The sequence below is a fragment of the Buchnera aphidicola (Mindarus japonicus) genome, assembly GCF_039393905.1.
GTDB lineage: Bacteria > Pseudomonadota > Gammaproteobacteria > Enterobacterales > Enterobacteriaceae > Buchnera_A > Buchnera_A aphidicola_B.
Window position 1 is genome coordinate 298194 of the sequence record NZ_CP135030.1, and the last position, 18733, is coordinate 316926.

The 18733-nt window shown below is 20.8% G+C and carries 16 protein-coding genes and 3 tRNA genes; 11 read left to right on the top strand and 8 right to left on the bottom strand.

Annotated features, from left to right (window positions below):
- Positions 1–143 precede the first annotated feature (143 nt).
- Positions 144–1586 (bottom strand): pyruvate kinase, encoded by a 1443-nt coding sequence (gene pyk, locus RJT65_RS01355; protein ID WP_343152411.1) that lies wholly within the window; start codon positions 1584–1586, stop codon positions 144–146.
- A gap of 349 nt (positions 1587–1935) precedes the next feature.
- On the opposite strand from pyk, the gene zwf reads away from it, so the two are divergent.
- The 4 genes from zwf to tsaB all read left to right on the top strand — a co-directional run bounded on the left by zwf (position 1936) and on the right by tsaB (position 7085).
- Positions 1936–3411: a glucose-6-phosphate dehydrogenase gene (zwf, locus tag RJT65_RS01360; RefSeq protein ID WP_343152412.1), complete on the top strand. Its 1476-nt coding sequence runs from the start codon at positions 1936–1938 to the stop codon at positions 3409–3411.
- A 192-nt stretch (positions 3412–3603) separates the two neighbouring features.
- The gene (htpX, locus tag RJT65_RS01365; RefSeq protein ID WP_343152413.1) at positions 3604–4479 is read left to right on the top strand and encodes a protease HtpX; all 876 of its coding nucleotides are present in this window, start codon (positions 3604–3606) and stop codon (positions 4477–4479) included.
- A gap of 249 nt (positions 4480–4728) precedes the next feature.
- Positions 4729–6309 carry a TerC family protein gene (locus RJT65_RS01370; RefSeq protein ID WP_343152414.1) on the top strand — a complete coding sequence of 527 codons (1581 nt, stop codon included), beginning with the start codon at positions 4729–4731 and terminating at the stop codon, positions 6307–6309.
- A 107-nt stretch (positions 6310–6416) separates the two neighbouring features.
- A complete protein-coding gene (gene tsaB / locus RJT65_RS01375) occupies positions 6417–7085 on the top strand; it encodes a tRNA (adenosine(37)-N6)-threonylcarbamoyltransferase complex dimerization subunit type 1 TsaB (RefSeq protein ID WP_343152415.1) in 669 nt (222 codons plus the stop codon).
- 13 nt (positions 7086–7098) lie between these two features.
- On the opposite strand, the gene minE is transcribed toward tsaB, so the two are convergent.
- The 4 genes from minE to RJT65_RS01395 are packed head-to-tail and all read right to left on the bottom strand — an operon-like array spanning position 7099 to position 8891.
- The gene (minE, locus tag RJT65_RS01380; RefSeq protein ID WP_343152416.1) at positions 7099–7350 is read right to left on the bottom strand and encodes a cell division topological specificity factor MinE; all 252 of its coding nucleotides are present in this window, start codon (positions 7348–7350) and stop codon (positions 7099–7101) included.
- A 3-nt stretch (positions 7351–7353) separates the two neighbouring features.
- Positions 7354–8166, bottom strand: coding sequence for a septum site-determining protein MinD (gene minD, locus RJT65_RS01385; protein WP_343152417.1), 813 nt, complete (start codon positions 8164–8166; stop codon positions 7354–7356).
- Between the two features lie 27 nt (positions 8167–8193).
- Positions 8194–8535 (bottom strand): septum site-determining protein MinC, encoded by a 342-nt coding sequence (gene minC, locus RJT65_RS01390; protein WP_343152418.1) that lies wholly within the window; start codon positions 8533–8535, stop codon positions 8194–8196.
- Positions 8532–8891: a hypothetical protein gene (locus RJT65_RS01395; RefSeq protein ID WP_343152419.1), complete on the bottom strand. Its 360-nt coding sequence runs from the start codon at positions 8889–8891 to the stop codon at positions 8532–8534. The genes minC and RJT65_RS01395 overlap by 4 nt, the downstream gene beginning before the upstream one ends.
- Positions 8892–9081: 190 nt before the next feature.
- Between RJT65_RS01395 and rsmC the strand changes: the two genes are divergently transcribed.
- Positions 9082–10131 (top strand): 16S rRNA (guanine(1207)-N(2))-methyltransferase RsmC, encoded by a 1050-nt coding sequence (rsmC, locus tag RJT65_RS01400; protein ID WP_343152420.1) that lies wholly within the window; start codon positions 9082–9084, stop codon positions 10129–10131.
- Here rsmC and RJT65_RS01405 read toward each other — a convergent pair.
- A tRNA-Leu gene (locus tag RJT65_RS01405) sits at positions 10113–10197 on the bottom strand. The genes rsmC and RJT65_RS01405 overlap by 19 nt on opposite strands.
- A gap of 17 nt (positions 10198–10214) precedes the next feature.
- Positions 10215–10285, bottom strand: a tRNA-Cys gene (locus tag RJT65_RS01410).
- A gap of 224 nt (positions 10286–10509) precedes the next feature.
- Here RJT65_RS01410 and RJT65_RS01415 point away from each other — a divergent pair.
- From RJT65_RS01415 to RJT65_RS01425, 3 genes are all read left to right on the top strand, one after another.
- Positions 10510–10594, top strand: a tRNA-Ser gene (locus tag RJT65_RS01415).
- 1092 nt (positions 10595–11686) lie between these two features.
- Positions 11687–12361: a flagellar basal body L-ring protein FlgH gene (locus RJT65_RS01420; RefSeq protein WP_343152421.1), complete on the top strand. Its 675-nt coding sequence runs from the start codon at positions 11687–11689 to the stop codon at positions 12359–12361.
- A gap of 48 nt (positions 12362–12409) precedes the next feature.
- Positions 12410–13456 (top strand): flagellar basal body P-ring protein FlgI, encoded by a 1047-nt coding sequence (locus RJT65_RS01425; protein WP_343152422.1) that lies wholly within the window; start codon positions 12410–12412, stop codon positions 13454–13456.
- Between the two features lie 97 nt (positions 13457–13553).
- Here RJT65_RS01425 and rne read toward each other — a convergent pair whose 3' ends face one another.
- The gene (rne, locus tag RJT65_RS01430) at positions 13554–16439 is read right to left on the bottom strand and encodes a ribonuclease E (protein WP_343152423.1); all 2886 of its coding nucleotides are present in this window, start codon (positions 16437–16439) and stop codon (positions 13554–13556) included.
- Between the two features lie 529 nt (positions 16440–16968).
- On the opposite strand from rne, the gene RJT65_RS01435 reads away from it, so the two are divergent.
- The 3 genes from RJT65_RS01435 (at position 16969) to RJT65_RS01445 (ending at position 18722) form a co-directional block, all read left to right on the top strand.
- The gene (locus RJT65_RS01435; protein ID WP_343152424.1) at positions 16969–17919 is read left to right on the top strand and encodes an RluA family pseudouridine synthase; all 951 of its coding nucleotides are present in this window, start codon (positions 16969–16971) and stop codon (positions 17917–17919) included.
- Positions 17920–18117: 198 nt separating this feature from the next.
- Complete coding sequence (gene rpmF, locus RJT65_RS01440) at positions 18118–18294, top strand: 50S ribosomal protein L32 (protein ID WP_343152426.1); 177 nt, start codon at positions 18118–18120, stop codon at positions 18292–18294.
- Between the two features lie 158 nt (positions 18295–18452).
- On the top strand, positions 18453–18722 hold the full coding sequence (locus tag RJT65_RS01445; protein ID WP_343152427.1) for a hypothetical protein: 270 nt from the start codon (positions 18453–18455) through the stop codon (positions 18720–18722).
- Positions 18723–18733 lie beyond the last annotated feature (11 nt).

Sequence of the window (18733 nt, forward strand, 5' to 3'; positions counted from 1 at the left end):
ATTCTTAATTAATTTGTTAAAAATAACTATGATTAATATTATTATTAGATTAATAAATTAAAGAATAAAAATTTACATATACATTAAAAAAATTTTTATTAAAAATTAAATTATATTTAATAAAATATTATTAATTGAAAAAACTATTTTACTTTAAGAATCCTACTCATATTTGTTTTTCCTGATTTATTAAGTACATCTCCTTGTGTTATAATCACAAGATTATTTTTTTCTAAAAAACCTTTTTTGCATAATAAGGAAATAGCTTCATTGGATACATCTAAACCTGTTTTCTCAGTATTAAAGTATATAGGAATTACCCCTCTATACAAAGAAACTATTTTTAATGTTTTTATATTTCTAGAAAGAGCAAATATAGGTAATCCCGAGGTAATTCTAGATGTCATTAAAGCTGTTTTTCCAGATTCTGTTATTGTAACTATAGCAGAGACTCCTATTAAATGATTCGCAGTATACATAGCTGACATAGCTACAGCTTCTTCTATATTATCAAATAATACATTAAGACGATGTCTTGAAACATTAATACTGGGTATCTTTTCCGCTCCCTGACAAACTTTTGACATTTTAATAACAGTTTCTACAGGATATTTTCCTGCTGCTGTTTCTGCCGATAACATTACTGCATCACTTCCATCTAATACTGCATTAGCAACATCCATAACTTCTGCACGGGTAGGAGTGGGATTATAAACCATTGATTCCATCATTTGAGTCGCGGTAATAACAATTTTATTTAATTGCCGAGCACGCCTAATTAATGTTTTTTGAACGCCAACTAATTCTGGATCTCCTATTTCTACACCTAAATCTCCTCTTGCAACCATAATAACATCTGAAAACGTTATGATATCTTCCATAATTTTTACATCAGAAACTACTTCTGCTCTTTCAATTTTTGCTATTATTTTTGCATTACTTCCTGCATCAAACGCTAATTTCTTAGCTAAGATTAAATCTTTTGCTGATCTTGGAAAAGAAATCGCTAAATAATCTACTCCTATTTTTGAAGCTATTTTTATATCATATTTATCTTTTTCAGTTAATGCTTTTGCTGACAGTCCCCCTCCTAACTTATTAATTCCTTTATTATTAGAAAGATATCCTCCTATTTTTACTTTAGTAAAAATTTTTCTTTGAACTATTTTTAAAACTTTTAGTTGAATTTTTCCATCATCTAATAATAAAATATCTCCTGGAGATAAATCTAAAGGTAAATCATAATAATCTATTCCTACTTTTTCAGAATCTCCTTGATTTTTTTCTAAATTAGCATCTAAAATAAAAGAATCATCAAAAGATAAAAATATCTTATCTTTTTTAAACTTTGAAATTCTAATTTTAGGACCTTGTAAATCTCCTAATAATGGAATATATAAGCCAAGTTTTTTAATTATAAAATTTGCTTTTTCAGCTCTTAATATATGATCTTTAGTGCTTCCATGAGAAAAGTTTAACCTTAACATGTTAGCTCCAGCTAATATAACTTTTTCTAATACTTGGTTATTATCTGTGGAAGGTCCTAAAGTAATCACTATTTTTGTTCTTCTCGTTCTTTTTAACATTGTTTTCTCAATTCTGTTTTTTAATTTAAAATTAATAAAAAATAATTTATAGTAAAAAATAAAAAATTATAAAAATAGATATATTTTTAAAAAATAAATTACAGTGTATAGTATACATTAAACAATTCAATATCTATATATTTTATACTTGTACATATATTTCACAAATAAATTTTTAACATATATTTTTTATATATAACTGTATAAAATACGATTTTTTAAAATAAAAAATATCATAAAAAATTTATTATTAGATATTTTTTTAAAATAATTTTTTTTAAATATTAAAAATATTATCTAAATATTTTTTTGATAAAAAAATATTTTTTTCTAAACATAAGGTTTAAATATGTATACAAACAAAACAACTCAATTTTATGATTTAGTAATTTTTGGAGCAAAAGGAGATCTTACTAAAAGAAAATTATTACCTGCTTTATATAAATTAGAAAAAAAGAAAAAAATTTTTAAAAATACTAGAATTATTGGAATAGGAAGAGCTAATTGGAATAATTCAGAATATTCGAAAATTGTTAAAGAAAATTTATTAAATTTTTTAGATTGTTCTTTAGATGAAAATATTTGGAAATTATTTAAATCTAAGTTATTTTTTTATAATTTAGATATAAATAATACTTCTTGTTTTAAACAACTAAAAAAAATTTTAGATACTGATTCTAATATCACTATTTACTATTTTGCAATGCCACCTAATACATTTGAAATAATTTGCAAAGGATTAGGAGATTCCCATTTAAATAATAAAAATACTAGAATAGTTATAGAAAAACCTATAGGAGACTCTTTAAAAAGTGCAAAAATTATTAATAAAAAAATTAGTAAATATTTTAAAGAATCACAAATATTTAGAATAGATCATTATTTAGGTAAAGAAACAACATTAAATTTATTATCTTTAAGATTTGCTAATAGTATATTTTTTAATAATTGGGATAATAAAGTAATTGATCATGTTCAAATTACTGTTTCAGAAAAAGTGGGAATCGAAGGAAGATGGAAATATTTTGAAAAAACTGGACAAATGAAAGATATGGTTCAAAATCATTTATTACAGTTATTAACAATAATTACTATGTCTCCACCAAATAATTTAGAAGCAAATAGTATAAGAGATGAAAAAGTAAAAGTTTTAAATTCTTTACGTTTAATAAATAATAATAATGTAAATATCAATACAGTACGCGGTCAATATTCTTCTGGAATTGTTCAGGGAGTAAAAGTTAATTCTTATTTAAATGAAGATGGGGTTAAAAAAAATAGTAGAACAGAAACTTTTGTCTCTATTCGAACACATATTGATAATAGTAGATGGGAAGGGGTTCCTTTTTATTTAAGAACTGGAAAAAGATTACCAATAAAATGCTCTAAAATAGTAATTTTTTTTAAAAAAACTCCAATAAACCTCTTTAATAATTCTTTTATAAATATTCCAGAAAATAAATTAACAATTCGTTTAGAACCTAATGAAGGTATAGACTTGCAAATAATAAATAAAATTCCAGATTTACAATCTGAATATTTATTAGATAAAGTTAAACTAAATTTTGATTATATTCATACTTTTCCAAAAAATTCTTTATCAGATGCTTACGAAAGATTATTATTAGAAAGCATGATAGGAAATCAGTCATTATTTGTTCGTCATGATGAAGTTGAAGCATCTTGGAAATGGATTGATTCAATAACAAATTCATGGAGTTCTACTAACCAAACCCCTATTTTATATAAAGCTGGTACATGGGGACCTGGGGAAATTTCAGACATGATAATTAATCAAGACAAAAGATATTGGGATAACTTTTAAATAAAAAATTAAATCAATTTATTTAAAAAAAATAAATATTTATGTAGTTAAATAATTTTTATTTTTTTAAAAACTCGTTTTTTTTAAATTAAAAATAATTAATTAATAAAAATTGAAAGAATTTTAATTCTATGTAAGTATAAAAAAAATAATGTAATTATCTTTAAAAAAAGGAGAAATATATAAAAAATTATGATGCGAGTTATTCTTTTTTTATTTACTAATTTAGCTGTTATAATAGTATTTGGAATTATTTTAATATTAACTGGAATTAAACCTAATAGTTTGTACTCTTTAATGATTATATCAACTTTATTTGGTTTTAGTGGATCTATATTATCATTATTAATGTCAAAATGGATTGCTATAAAAGCTGTTAATGGAAAGTTAGTAACCGTTCCCTTAAATAATCGAGAAAAATGGTTAGTTACAACTATTAAACATCAATCTTCTTTATTACAGTTAAAAACACCAAAAATAGTAATATATCCTTCTTTAGATATAAATGCATTTGCTACTGGACCACATAAAAATGCATCACTAATTGCTCTTTCTTCTGGTTTATTAAAAAATATGAATAAAGAAGAAGTAGAAGCTGTTATAGCACATGAAATGACTCATATCAAAAATGGAGATATGGTAACTATGACATTAATACAGGGAGTAATTAATACTTTTGTAATTTTTGTTTCCCGAATAATTGCAAGTATTATTACTAATATTTTTAATAACAAAGAAGAAAATAATAAATATTATAACAATTCCATAATTTACATATTAATTACTGGAATATTAGAATTAATATTTGGTGTCATAGCTTCCTTAATCACTATGTGGTTTTCAAGATATAGAGAATTTTATGCTGATGCAGGATCTGCTAAATTAGTAGGTCGAAAGAAAATGATTGCTGCCTTAAAAAAAATAAAAACAAGTTACGAACCTACAGAAGATAATAGTATTATTGCTTTTTGTATTAACGGAAAATCCAAGTCTATTTTTAATTTATTTATGTCTCACCCCCCCATAGATCAACGTATTATTGCATTATATAATAAAAAATATATGTAACTTTAAAAATAAAAGAGAATAAAAAGAATGGATGAAAATAATTCTCTTTTATTTTAAAAAAAATTATTAATTTATAATTAAAATAATAGTTTCTATTAAAAATATAAAAATTTTCTTTAAGAACATTTAAATAGATAATATCATCTATATATAAAAAATATATATTTATATAAAACTTAATAATTAAGTTTTATATAAAAAATAATATAAATATATTTTTTAACATTTTACTTTTTTATGGAGTTTATAATGGAGTTTTTTTTAGACCCATCTACATGGATTGGTCTACTTACTTTAATTACATTAGAAGTAGTGCTTGGAATTGATAACTTAATTTTTATTGCTATTTTAACTAAAAAATTACCTCCATCAAGTCGTGATAAAGCAAGAGTAATAGGATTAAGTTTAGCTTTATTAATGCGATTAAATTTATTATTACTAATATCTTGGATAGTCACTTTAACTGCTCCTATTATCCAAAATAAATATTTTATCTTATCAGGTAGAGATCTAATTTTACTTTCTGGAGGATTATTTTTAATTTTTAAAGCTACGATTGAATTACATGAAAGATTGGAAAATTATCCAGAAAATAATACTCATAGTAAAAATTATGCCAGCCTATGGGCTGTTGTTATACAAATTATAGTGTTAGATGCTGTTTTTTCATTAGATGCTATTATTACTGCCGTTGGCATAGTAAATAATCTACCTATTATGATGACAGCAGTAATTATTTCAATGGCTATTATGTCTTTTGCATCTAAGTTTTTAACTAATTATATTAATAATCATCAAACAGTAATAGTTCTTTGTCTTAGTTTTTTGTTAATGATAGGATTTAATTTAGTAGCTGGAGCTTTCCAAGTACATATTCCAAAAGGGTATTTATACACTACAATAGGATTTTCTATAATGATCGAATTATTCAATCAAATTTCTTATAATAATTTTATTAAAAATCAATCTAGAAGATCTATGCGTCAAAGAACAGCAGAAGCTATTCTTCGATTAATGGTTAAAAAAAATCCAGAAAAAAAAGATATAAAACAAAAAAAAATAGATAAAAATAGTTCAAAACCAAATTTTTTACACACTGGTATATCTGAGACATTTAAAGAAGAAGAAAGATATATGATGAACGGAGTATTAACATTAGCTATGAGATCTATTAAAAGTATGATGACTCCTAGAGGGGAAATTTCATGGGTAAATATAGAAAATAATATAGATGAAATTAGATCTCAATTATTAGCTACGCCGCATAGTTTATTTCCTATATGTAAAGGGGAATTAGATGAAATAATAGGTGTGGTTCGAGCAAAAGAGCTATTATTTGAAATAGAAACAAACACAAACTTAACTGAGTTTTCTTCTAAAAATCCTCCTATTATTATACCTGACACTCTTGATCCAATTAATTTATTAAAAATATTAAGAAAATCTAAGGGAAAATTAGCAATTATTACAAATGAATTTGGAGTTGTACAAGGATTAATTACTCCTTTAGATATTTTAGAAGCTATTGCCGGAGAATTTCCCGATGAAGATGAAACACCCGATATAATTTCTGAAAATGATAGCTGGCTTGTTAAAGGGGGAACTGATCTTCATTCTTTGCAACAATTACTAAATACTAAAAAATTAATAAAAAAAGAAGAAAATCATGCTTCATTAGCAGGATTATTAATATCTCAAAAAGGACAACTACCTCTTCCAGGAGAAATTATTTATATACCCCCATTTTATTTTCATATTATTGAAGCAACAGAATATAGAATTAATTTAGTTCGAATTAAAAAAAATATAACTTTTAAAAAAATTAACTAAATAAAAAAATTAAGTTAAATCATTTTTAATTAATTTTTTATCTTGTTTGAAAAACATATGTTTAGTATATTTTATATACATAAAATAAAAAATATTTTTAAATAAAAATGAATACATCTATATTATCTATTGATGCTTCTTGTGATAATTGTTCAATAGCATTATTTTATAATAAAAAAATTGATTACATTACTGAAATATCTAAGATAAATCAAACAAAAAAAATTTTATTTATGATCAATAAAATTTTAAAAAATAAAAAAATATCTTTAAAGTCATTAGATGTAATTTCATTTACAATAGGTCCAGGAAAATTTACAGGTATTCGTACTGTAATAAATATAGCACAAAGTCTTTCGTTTGGAACAAACATTAAGCTATTTCCAATTTCAACATTGCTAATTATAGCAGAACAAGCTTGGAGAAAAGAAAATATAAAAAAAGTAATAGTTACACTTGATGCTAATAATAATCAAGCATATTGGGCGAAATATATTCGAAATAATAAAGGAATCTGGAAAACAGTAAAAAAAGACTGTTTAAATACAATTTTAGAATTAAATAAAAAAATTAATTTACCGACTAACAATTGGACAGTTGTTGGAAATTCTTGTAAGAAACTAAAACTTAATTCTAAAATTTTAATAAATAAAAAAATTTTTTCTTCTCATGCTAAGGATATAATCCCTTTTGCTTTATCACACTTAAATAAAAATAAAACAAATAAAATTAAAAAGATTTTACCTAATTATTTAAATTCATTAGGATTTAATTAAATGAAAACATTTCTTATTTAAAAAAAAATATACTTAATTTTAATACTGAAGTGTTTCTATCTTTAGAATTTATTTTTATTTGCAACATTTTTGGTTTTATTTTTATATATTTACACATAACTTTCAGTATTTCTTTTTTTATCTCGGGTAGACAATCAGAAAAATAAGCATTACTTTTCTGTTCAGCTATCATGATTTTTAATCTTTCTTTAGCAATATGGGCAGTATTATTTTTTCTAGGTATAAAAAAATCTAATATTGTCATATTTTACCTCCTAAATAGACGTCTAAAAAAACTTTTTTTTTCTTCTTTAACAAATCGAAATAATACTTTTTCTCCTAATAACCTATTAACAGTATCAGAATAAGCATTTCCTGCTATTGAACTTGAATCAAGAATTACAGGTTTTCCTTGATTAGATGCTTTTAATACAGATAAATCTTCTGGGATAACACCTATTAATTTTATTTTAAGAATATCTAAAACATCATCCTTACTTAACATTTCCCCTTTATTTACTCTAAAAAGATTATATCTATTTAATAATAAATATTCTTTTATTGGTTTCTGATTCATTTTAGCTCTATATGATTTAGATGAAATTATTCCTAATATTCTATCCGCATCCCGTACAGAAGAAACTTCTGGATTTGTTACAACTATTGCTTCATCAGCAAAATAAATAGCTAACAAAGCTCCTGTTTCTATTCCTGCTGGAGAATCACATATTATAAATTCAAAATTCATTTTAATTAAATTTTTTAAAACTTTAAAAACTCCATCATACGTAAGAGAATCTTTATCTCTTGTTTGGGAAGCTGGAAGAATATATAAATTTTTTGTATTTTTGTCTCTTATTAAAGCTTGATTTAATATTACTTTATCATTTATTACATTGATAAAATCATACACTACTCTCCTTTCACATCCCATAACTAAATCAAGATTTCTTAAACCAATATCAAAATCAATAACGACAGTTTTTTTTCCTCTTTTTGCTAATCCTGTAGCTATTGCGGCACTTGAAGTAGTTTTTCCTACACCTCCTTTCCCTGATGTAATTACAATAATACGAGACATATACAGTACCTTTAAAAAATAAGTTTATTAAATTTTATTCATTGTTAAAATTCCGTCTTTTAAAAAAATATTCATAGTTTTTCCCATAAATTCTTTTGGTATTTTTTCTTTCACTAAATATATTCCGGAAATAGAAATTAATTCAGAACATAAATTTAAACAAAAAATGTGGCTGGAAACATCTCCTTTAGCACCCGCTAAAGCTCTTCCACTCATTCTTCCATATATATGAATATTCCCGCTTGCTATAATTTCCGCTCCTGCATTAACATTATTAATAATAATTAAATCTCCATTAGGAACATATATTTTTTGACCTGATCTAACTGGAATTTTAATAATTGTAGAATTTCTAATATTTTTTGTCAAAAAAACATTTTTTTTTTAGTCTTACTTTTTAAAAATGAATCAAATATTTTTTTTTCTTCTAAAAAAATAGGAATTTTTGTTTTTTTTGTTTCTAATTTAATCCATTCACTAGTACAATCAATTACTCCAATTATTAATAATCCTATTATAGACAACTTTCTTTTCAATTTTTCTAAATTAATTTTTTTTTTTAAAAATGATAAATTTAGCATTAAAGGAGTTTTATAAAAAGAAATTGAATATTTTTTTATTTTTTTTTCCAATGCTTCTTGAATATTCTTTATATTATTACTGAATAAAAAAAGAACTAATATAGTAAAAGAATTTCCTGTTAATTTAATAAAATCTTTTTTCATATCTTAGAATTTTTATATAATATAAAATTAAAATAAGATGATATCTGTTATACATAAATTTACATAGAAAATACAGATTTTTTTTTACTTAGTTAATCAAATATTTTTTTAAATTTAGTAAATATTAAAAAAATAAAATTTCTTATTCTATAAAAAATAATAAAAAATATGTTCATGGAATTCTTCAAATATGAATAAAATAAAACAACATAATAGCAACGATTTGTTGATTAAGAATAAAGATATCTTTTTAAATAAAAAAGTGTTTTTTTCAGGTTTAAGCGATAGTAGGATTATTAAAAAATTAAATTTAAAGTCAGTTAAAATTCATACTTATAGATATGATGTGTGGAAAAAATTAAAAAAAAAATTTCACGTTTCATATAGTTTAATAACTAATAAAAATTTCGTAAAAAATAGTGAAATATTAATTTTTTACTGGAAAAAAAATGTGTTAGAAAACATTTTTCAACTAATTAGTTTAGTTTCTGTATTCACTATAAAATCTGATGTATATATAATAGGAAAAAATAAAAGTGGTATTAAAAGTAGTATTTCTAAGTTAAAAAAATGGATCATTTTCAAAAAAATAGATTTTTTAAGAAAATGTTCACTTGTTCATGGGAAAATTTTAAAAAAAATAATATTTCTAAAAGAACAATTCATTAAAGTTTTTTTTTGGAAAAACTTATATATATATTTTTTTCCTGGAATTTTTAGTTATAATAAAGTTGATGAAGGAAGTAAATTACTATTATCTACTTTTACAAAAAAAATTAAAGGAGATATCTTGGATGTTGGCTGTGGAAATGGAATCTTATCTGCTTTTTTATTGCAAAACAAAGAAAACAAGATTAAGGTAACTCTTACCGACATTCATTTATCCGCAATTGAATCGAGTAAATTAACTTTTAAAAAAAATGGATTACAAGGAAAGATATTATCTAGTGACATATATTCAAACATTAAAAAAAAATTTGATTTAATTATCTCTAATATTCCTATACATGAAGATCTAAATATTGAGTTAAAAACTGGAATTTCTATTATTAAAGAATCAATTAATTATTTAAAAAGTACAGGAGAATTAAGAATTGTTATTAATTCTTTTATAAATATTTCAGAAACTTTTAAAAAAAATTTTAAAAATTATAAAATATTAAAAAAAACAAAAAGATTTATTGTTTTTCAAGGTTTCAGAAAGGATATGTATGAAATACATACCCGGAGCGGGATTTGAACCCGCAAAGCCATTAAGGCCGAGGGATTTTAAGTCCCTTGTGTCTACCAATTTCACCATCCGGGCTAAAATAAAATTTCTTTAGGCGCATCCCGGAATTGAACCGAGTTCTACGGATTTGCAATCCGCTGCATGACCAATCTGCCAATGCGCCAAATAATATTATTTTTCAGTCTTTAATTATATCAATAATTTTAAAATGAAACAACTAAATTTTTTTAAAAAAATTATTAAAATAATAAAACTTTTCTAAATAAATTTAGAAACATAAATTTTATTTCAATTAATTAATTATTTATAAATTATTAATGGAGATACTTTACAGAACGATTAATTCAGTTTATTATTTAAATGAAGCAATAATATTTTTATTAATTAGGAGGGGTGGCCGAGTGGCTGAAGGCAGCGGTCTTGAAAACCGCCGATGAGAAATTATCCGAGAGTTCGAATCTCTCCTCCTCCGAAAAAATATATATCTAAAATATATTTTTATATTTTCTTTTATAAAAGAATTATAACTACAACTTTTTAATAAAAAAAATAATCTTTACTTTTAAATTTTAATTTATTAAATAATCAAAAATTATTAAACAAATTAAAATTTATTTTTACAATAAAAAATTAATTTATATAAATTAAAAATTATAAAATTTTTCATAAAAACTTGATTAATACTTTAATTTTATGAAAAAATAAAATATTAAAAAAAACTAATAAATAAATTACTTTTTACTAAAAAAATAATTTATTAACATTAAAATAATAGAATACATGTTCTACTAAAAACAGAAATAATTCTTGAATTAAGTATATTAAAATTTAATTTTAGTAAATTTATTTTCTTAAAAAATTTTTTTAATTAAAAATTGAATTGTTTAAAACATATTATTTTTTAAGATCAAAAAAAATTAATAAATTTAACATAAAAAAAATATATAAGACATAGTCATCAGATCTAGCATAAGTATATTGGAATATACAAAAAAAATAATTCTAAGCATTTTAAATATATATAAATATATTATATATTTATAACTATAAAAAATATCTACTAAAATATCTTATTTAATAAATTTATTATAAATTTAATTTCTTTATGACTATAAAAAGATTTTATTAGAAGAAAAAATTCTAACTTTCTTAAAAAAAAATGTTAATACTAAAATTTTATAAATAACTTTTTTATTTTTATTTTAAAAAAATAGGGAATATACAATATAAAATACACACATTTTTTAAATGCTTTAAATAAAAAATACTAGATATAAATCTGTAGAAATTAAATTTTTAAGTGAAAACTTTTTACATAATTTTTAAATAATCTTTATATTTTTATTAAAACACTATAATTATAGTATCATTAATTTTGTAAAAAAAATTAATAATTTCATTAAAAAAATAAAAGTAATTTTTTTTATTACAAATTATATATATAAATATTATTAATTTTTAAATTTTAATTATAAAAAAAATATTCATAAAATATTACATATAAATTTTCTTATATTTTTTTAAAAAAATGAACAAAAAAATAATATTCAGAATTATTTTCATAATGTTTTTTTTATTTTTTATAGATAATTATTTTTCATTAAAAAAAATTGATAAAAAAACAAAATATATTCCTAATACTAATTTATTCTATATCATTCACTTCAATAAAAAAAAGTGTTTTTATTTTAAAAAAGATATTTATTTAACTAATAATAATCATTATTCAATTTTTGAAAAAAATCAACCCAATTACTCTATTGGAGATACATTAATTATGATTATGGAAGAAAATATTATAGTTGGAAAAAACTCAATTTTAAATGTTGTAGAAAATAACAATTATAATACTGAATTAAAAGCTACAGGTTTAAGCTATTTTTTTGAAAAATTATTTAAAAAAAATAAAATTAATTTTAATCAATTTAAAAAAAATGAATTATTAACAAAAAAAAAATTTTTAAAAAATAATTCTTTTACGAGTGCAATAACTGTTACGATAAAAAAAATTGAACCTAATGGAAATTTAAATTTTATAGGTAAAAAAGAAATTGTTATCAATAAACATAAAGAAATTTTATATGTTTCAGGAACTATAGATCCTAAGAATATAAGCTCAAAAAAAAAAATTAATTCAGTTCATGTAGCTAATTTACATATTAAATATTTTGAACATAAAGAAAATAATCAAAAAAAATATAATTGGTTTAAAAAAATTTTTTTCTTTTTAAAAAAATGAAAATATATTTTAAACTTAATAAAAGTTTAAAACTTTAAAGGAATATTTATGAATATAATTAAGTTAATTTATATTTGTATTATTATTACTCTAAGTAAAATATCTATTTGTCAAGCAGAAAAAATTCAGAACTTAGTAAATATCAAGGGAATTCAAAATAATCAGCTTATAGGATATGGATTAGTAGCTGGACTAAAAGGAACTGGGGATTCCAATTCTCCTATAGCTTTTAGTAACCATGTTATTCATAACATGTTATCTCAATTAGGAATTAAAATTCCCGTCAATAATAAAACTCCTTTAAATAATGTAGCTTCTGTTATTATTACAGCTAATTTACCATATTTTAGTTCTTTGGGGGAAACTATTAATATTAATGTAGCTTCAATAGGAAATGCAAAAAATCTTGAAGGAGGAACTCTTCTGCTAACACCATTAAAAAATATAGATAATAAAATCTGTGCTTTTGCTCAAGGTTTAATATCAAAAAAAAAAACAAATTTCCAAAATATTTCAAAAAAATCTAATTTTTATACTATTAAAAATGGAGCAATAATAAAAAAAGAAATAAAACATAATTTACTTAATAAAAAAAATTTTAAATTACAATTAAAAAAAGAAAGTTTTACTTTATCAAAAAAGATTAGTGATTGTATTAATATACATTATCCTAATATAGCTACACCAATAGATTCAAAAACTATAAAAATAAAAAATTTTTTTAAAAAAAAAAAAATAGTGGAAATGGTTTCTAATATTCAAAATATAAATATAAATATTCCTAAAAAATATTCAAATATAATTTTTAATTTTCATACTAACTCTGTTATTTTCAACTCAAAAATTAAATTACATGCATGTACTTTAATAAACAAAAAATTTCTATTAATTATTAAACATAAGAAAAAATATCCTATCAATTTTACCTTATTAAAAGGTATTAAAAAAAATAAAAAAATAAAAAAAAGAAAATTAAATTTATATAATATAATTCAAATTTTAAATTATTTAAAAATAAAATATTCTGATATATTTTTAATACTAAAAAATATGCACGATGCAGGTTGTTTTCCAAATAAAGTTAAAGGTAAATAAAGAATTTAAAATTAATATTTTTCGTAAAAAATATTTATTATTTTTTATGAGAAAATTAATATAAAACTTATTAAATAGTTTTATATTAATTTTTTTTTTATTTTATAATAATTTTATTAGGTTTATACACAGGAAAACTAGACTTATTTATCGCTATATGTACTCCTGCTGCCTTCTTTTTTTTATGTACTTTACGCATATTTTTATTTTTGTTATTCAATAAAAACTTAGTATCTATAGATAATAGTGATGCTTTTGTAACTGGAGAATTTGCATAATTTTTTCGAAATAAATTACCATTATTTTTCTTAGCAAAATTTAAACCATTTTTTAAAAAACAAATTTTTTCTTTTTTTTCAGTTGGTTTAAAATTAAAAGTTATATTTTTTTTATAAAAAATATTTTTCTTATATAAATGTTTAATTATTTTTTTGAAATATTGAATATTTTTGTTTATAACTAGTTTTGAAAAATAAAAACTCGTAATATTTAAAAAATTTAAATTTATTTTTATTTTTTTTTCATATTTCAATTGATTAGAAATATTATATAATTTAAGGTACACATTATTTTTTGAAAAAAAAGAAATAAACGATTTTCGTTTTATTAATTCAAAAAAACTATTTTCTTTAAAAAATATTTTTTTTATATAAATATATTGAGTTGAAGAATTTATAAAACTTTTATTTTTATCTAAAAAATTAAAGTATTTATAAAAAAAATAAATAGGAATTTTATAATAAAAAAAATATGAATCATAAAAAATATTATATAATCGTAAATAAAAAAATATTTTCGTCATTTTATTATATTCTTGAATATTATTAAATCTATTTTTTTTAAATGTATACATATTTTCTTCTTGAAAGAAAAAAAACTCAAAATATTTTCGTAAAAAAAATGAGCTTTTACAAAATAAGTTTTTTTTATTTATATTTTTTTTAAATAAAAAATTTTTTTCTTCCTTTTTTAATATTTTTACAGTATTTTTTTTAGAAAAAAAATCTTTTTCATATTTTTTATAAATTTTATTTCTTAAATTAATTAATTCTTTTATTATAAAAAGAAAAGAATTATTTTTTTTAAAATCCTTATTAACCCTAATTAATTTCTCTGTATTGAAAAAAATATTTTTCTTTAAATTGAACTTATTATTTTTATTTTCATTATTAAATCTTGGAGTTACTTCTTTTATCATTTCTTTTTTAATATTTTTTTTTGTTAAGATAGAATTAGATGTTTCATTTAAAATGTTATTAGAACTAATAATAGAAAAACTAATATAAGAAACTAAATCTTTTTCTATTTTATTTTTTAAATCCATGTTTTTTTGATCTTTCTTAAAAAAATTAAAACAATTATTTTCTAATTTATTTTTTAATAGTAAAGATTTTTTAAAATTTAAATATTCATTTTGTTTTTTTTCAATACCTCCTACTCTGAAAGTATTTAAAAAATTACTACGATAAAATTTTGGTAAATGATAACTTATAGATTGTATTTTTTCTCCCTTCCTTATTCTTAAAACTGAATAATTAGGAGTTTTCATTTGATTATTTGGAATAATAATTATTTTTCCTGAAAATTGACGTTTTTCTATAGAATTAACAGCTTCTCTTTTTTCGTTTAGCAAATAACAAGCTATTTCTATTGGAACAATAGCATGAATTTCACATGTATTTTCCTTTAAAGATTCTTCTTCAATAATTCTTAAAATAGACAACGATAAAGATTCATTATCTCTAATAATACCTGTACCCGTACATCTTGGACAAATATGATAACTAGATTCACGAAGTGAAGAACTAATTCGTTGACGAGACATTTCTAAAAGTCCAAATTTTGAAATAGACCCTATTTGCACACGAGCTTTATCATGATAAACTGCTTCTTTCAATTTATTTTCAATTTTTTTTTGGTTTTCTAAAATTAACATATCGATAAAATCAATAACTATTAATCCACCTAAATCTCGTAATTTTAATTGTCTAGCTATTTCTTCTACTGCTTCAATATTAGTATTAAATGCGGTTTCCTCGATATCTATACCTTTTGTTGAGCGAGAAGAATTAATATCAATTGCTGTTAATGCTTCAGTAGTATCTATCACTATTGATCCTCCTGAAGGCAAGCGAACCTCTCTTTGAAAAGCAGAACTAATCTGTGACTCTATTTGATAATAACTAAATAAAGGAACATCTCCTGTATATAATTTAATTTTATTTCTAAAATCGGGTCTTCCTAAAAAACTAATATGCTGTTTAGCTGTTTTAACTATATCAGGATTATCAATAAGAATTTCTCCGATATCTTGGCATAAATAATCTCTAAATGCTCTTACAATTATATTACTTTCTTGATGAATTAAAAAAGGAGCAGATTTATTTTTTGAAGATTTAATAATAGCATCCCAATGTTTCATCCTAATATCAAGATCCCATTGTAATAATTTTAAAGATTTTCCAAGTCCAGCAGTTCTAATTATCAATCCCATATTTTTAGGTAAATTCAATAAAGGTATTAATTCTTTTATCTCAGCTCTATTTGAACCTTCTATTCTTCTAGAAATTCCAGTAATTTTTGGATTATTTGGCATTAATACTAAATAACTACCCGCTAAGCTAACAAAGGTAGTTAAAGCAGCTCCTTTGTTACCTCTTTCTTCTTTAGAAACTTGAACAATTATTTCCTGTCCTTCTCTTAATACATTTTTAATATGTGAATTAGAAGAAAAAGAAGTATTAGAAAGAAAATAATCTTTAGAAACTTCTTTAAAAGGCAAAAATCCATGTTTTTCTGAACCGTAATCTATAAAAATAGCCTCTAAACTAGGTTCTATTCTAGTAATTTTACCTTTATAAATACTAGATTTTTTCTGTTCATATCCAAAATGTTCTATATCCAAATCATATAATCGTTGTCCGTCAACCAGAGCAACTCTTAGTTCTTCTCGTTGAGTAGCATTAATTAACATTCTTTTCATTAAAAAATCTCTTATTTTTATATGCAATTAAAATTTATTTAAATTATATTAAAATCAAATAAAAAATGTAAAAAAATATTTATAAAAAATATTTTTATATTTTGACAAAAAATTAAAAAATAAAATTTCAAAACTTTAAATTTTACTATTTTTTTAGAAAATAGATAAATAAAAAATTTTTTTATTAATATCAAATGTTACAAAATTAGTTTTATGTTATATATACATGAACAATAAATACATAAACAGAAAGTTAAACATATTAGTAAGAATTTTTAGCAATCAAATAAAAAATTTTATAATATTTATTTATAAAATATAAATAATTTATAATTTGAAACAAAAAAATTTAAAGATCATTTTTTTATGAAAATGTTAAAAATATTTTTTAAATTTATTTTTTTATAAAAATAAAAAAATCTTACTAAAAAATACACTTATATTCTGTTAGATACATAAATCATACTAAAAATCTTATAAAAAATTTTAATTTTTTATTATATATAAAAATATTTTGAGAAAATAATAAATGAAAACAAACATTCTACCTTTACAAATGATATATGTTTCAAAAGAAATGAATAATCAAAGAATTGATAATTTTTTAATTAAAAAAATTAAAAAATTTCCTAAAAGTATAATTTATAAAATGATACGAAAAGGAAAAATAAAAATTAATAAAAAAAAAATTCTTCCTAAATATAAATTACAAATTGGAGATACAATAAAAATTCCTCCAATTAAAATAGAAAAAAGAAATAATAATTTATTATCATATTCTGATGCAAAAAAAAATTTTACTTTAGATGGAAAAATTTTATATGAAGACAAATTTTTATTAATTATTAATAAACCATCAGGAATAGCTGTTCATGGTGGAACTGGATTACGTTTTGGTATTATAGAAAATCTTCGTATTTTATATCCTATATATTCTTACCTAGAACTTGTTCATCGAATTGATAGAAATACTTCTGGGGTTTTAATGATAGCTAAAAGAAGATCAACTCTTCGTGATTTGCATAAACAAATAAGAGAAAAAAAAATAAAAAAACAATACATAGCATTAGTTCATGGATATTGGCCAAAATCTAAATTGATTATATCTGCTTCTTTAAAGAAGAAAAAAAATAAAAATGTAAAAAATCCAGTTTTTGTAAATGAAAAAGGAAAGTTTTCAGAAACAAAATTTCAGGTAAAAAAATATTATCAAGATTGTTCATTAATGTTAATAACACCTAATACAGGAAGAACTCACCAAATTAGAGTACATTCTGCACATGCTGGTCATCCTATTATTTTTGATAAATATTATGGAAATTCTGAATTAGACAAAAATTTTACATTTTTAAATACAAAAAAAAACTTGTTTCTTCATGCTAAAAAAATTGGTTTTTTTCATCCTAATATAAATAAAAATATATATATTACAGCTCCTATTGAAAAAAATTTTCAATTAAGTTTATCTAAACTTAATTAAGTATTTTATTTTCTAAAATGTTTTAATTAAAATATAAAAATCTTAATTAAATATACTTTATTTCACTAAAAAAAAATATATGAAAAATGTTCATATAAAGATAAAAATGTATCTTATCATATAAGCATAAAAAAATAGCTATTTAGAAAAAAATATTTTATTATAAATAATAATTTTTTTTAAAAAAAAGGAATAAAAATGGCAGTTCAAAAAAATAAACCTTCTCGATCAAAAAGAGGAATGAGAAGGTCTCATGATTCATTAAAAGAAAACACTGTTTCTATAGATAAGATATCCGGAGAACATCATTTAAGACATAACATAACTAAAAAAGGTTTTTATAAAGGTAAAAAAGTAATATTTCAAAAAAAATAAATGATTTGTATAAAAAAATTTTGTTAAAGTTATATAAAACGAAATTACATCATTTTTTAATGTATACATATCTAAAAATAATCTAATATATATAATTTTTTATTAATTATTTTCCTTAATAAATGTATTAAAAAATTAATGAATTTAAGGAACTTATAATGAAAAAATATGCAATGATTTTTTCCGGACAAGGTTTATATTCCTCTTATATACCAGAAATTTTTAAAAAAAATATAGGAGTAATTAAGAATACATTTGATTTAGCTTCTTCCTGTATTAAATATAATTTATGGAATGCTTTGAACAATAATGAAATTTCGAATAAAAAAAACAAAGAATATCTACAACCTTTATTACTAACTATTTCAGTTGCCTTGTTTAAACTATGGATAAAAAAAAAATTTTCCTATTATTGCTGCTGGGCATAGTTTAGGGGAAT